The organism is Bradyrhizobium sp. (assembly GCF_049586575.1).
Taxonomy (GTDB): domain Bacteria; phylum Pseudomonadota; class Alphaproteobacteria; order Rhizobiales; family Xanthobacteraceae; genus Bradyrhizobium.
On the sequence record NZ_JBAVCF010000782.1, the window covers coordinates 1 to 1,600 of the forward strand.

A 1,600-nucleotide genomic window follows, 5' to 3' on the forward strand; every position below is an offset into this window, starting at 1 on the left:
ACGAGCCGGCAACGACGGAATAATCCTTGGCCTTTGGCGCGGCGGATCCGGCAGTCATTTGTTCTTCTCCATCAGTCGCCAACCTCAAAACGAGGGGCTCGGAGTTCGCAGGGAAACGCTTCGTGCATTTCCCGCCATGACCGCTGACTTATGCGCCGAGCCGGGCCTCGCTCATCTTGAGGGTGATGATCGCACCGCTCGGTGGCCAATTCGCGGATATCGAGCCGCCAAGCTGATCGGAGAGACTGTTTACGACGAGCTTGGTGCCAAATCCTGGCAGGCCAGTCGGTTTCGACGTCGGCGGGCCGCCGGTCTCGGTCCAGATAATTTCGACTTCGCCACCCTCGGCGCCGCATTTGATTTCAAGCGCTCCATTTTCGCTCGATAGCGCTCCGTATTTGATTGAGTTTGTTGCCAGTTCGTGCACGATCAACGCAATCGCGGTGGCGGATTTCTCGCCCACCAGTATTTTCGGCGTCGAAATTTGAACCCGCTCCAAACCGGAAGATGATCTGGAATATGGCTCCAGGAGAGTGGCCAGCAAATCTCCGAGCGGGGCTGCTTTGTGCTGTTGGCGGTGATCGGGACGAACCATGTCGTGAGCTTTGGAGAGGGCAACGATCCGCTGACGCAGGTCTTTGACCATTTCGTCCTTTGTCGTCGTCGAACGGGAAGATATGCCTGTAAGGGCAGCCGTAATCGCGAAGATATTTTTGACCCGGTGGTTCATTTCGCTGGCGAGCATTTCGCGGGCTTCCTCGGCCTTCTTTCTCTCCGTCACGTCAATGAACACGCCGTACATGATCCGGCCGACGATGCCTTGATCATCGCCTCGGCCGCGTGCGGAGATCCAATGGACCTTGTCACCGTGCAAAATGCGAAAGTCGGTTTCGTAGGCTCCCGATATGTCGCGCGTCGCCGCAAACGCTGCCCTTACCCGATCCAGGTCTTCAGGGTGAATCCGCGCGGAAAGAGTTTCAAAGGTAATCGCGCCGGTGTTTGGAACGCCCCAGAGAACGTATCCCCGCTCATCGAGCTCCAACTGGTCCGTGTCGACGTTCCAGGACCACAAGGCGATGCCCGCCGCTTCCGTCGCCATACGGAGCTTGCCGACGTCCCAGACCCGGCCGCTCATCGACGTTCACTCGTCACATCAGGACGAGAAAGGGGCTGCAATGGAGACACGCTTTCCCGACCTTATGAATGGCTCAAAGGGATCAACACCTGGTTGGGGTTATGGTTCCATTCGATCGCCACCGGCACGAAGCGAGCAGGGCGGATTAGCCAACGGGGTGCGCGCCGATGACAGACTCCAGGCAACCCGCTGACCTGGTCGCGGAGAACGGCGGATGACGCCCTCGGCTGATCCGCCCGGAGCTAAGAGCGAAACAACGCGAAATAGATCACGTAAAGCCAGCCGAAAATGCCGTGGATGATCGCCCAGAGGATCGAGTGGTTGGTGGTATAGGAAATTGCAATCGCCAGCGCAGAGCCGAAGCCAACGCCGTATTTGGCGCCCTCGACGCGCACGCCGTAGAAACGATTTCCGTTCATCCGAGCACCTCAACGTCCTTCGCGGTGCATCATGTTGGTTCCCGAC

General features: G+C 58.4%; 2 protein-coding genes. Both read right to left on the minus strand.

What is annotated here, in order from left to right:
• Positions 1-148 precede the first annotated feature (148 nt).
• The gene (locus tag WB528_RS28005; RefSeq protein ID WP_423892633.1) at positions 149-1,135 is read right to left on the minus strand and encodes a sensor histidine kinase; all 987 of its coding nucleotides are present in this window, start codon (positions 1,133-1,135) and stop codon (positions 149-151) included.
• Between the two features lie 242 nt (positions 1,136-1,377).
• Complete coding sequence (locus WB528_RS28010) at positions 1,378-1,554, minus strand: hypothetical protein (RefSeq protein WP_423892635.1); 177 nt, start codon at positions 1,552-1,554, stop codon at positions 1,378-1,380.
• Positions 1,555-1,600 lie beyond the last annotated feature (46 nt).

What these genes read in the sequence shown, in the direction of transcription:
- WB528_RS28005 (WP_423892633.1), bottom strand. Translation starts at nt 1,135, where the DNA reads ATGAGCGGCCGGGTCTGGGACGTCGGCAAGCTCCGTATGGCGACGGAA.
- WB528_RS28010 (WP_423892635.1), bottom strand. Translation starts at nt 1,554, where the DNA reads ATGAACGGAAATCGTTTCTACGGCGTGCGCGTCGAGGGCGCCAAATAC.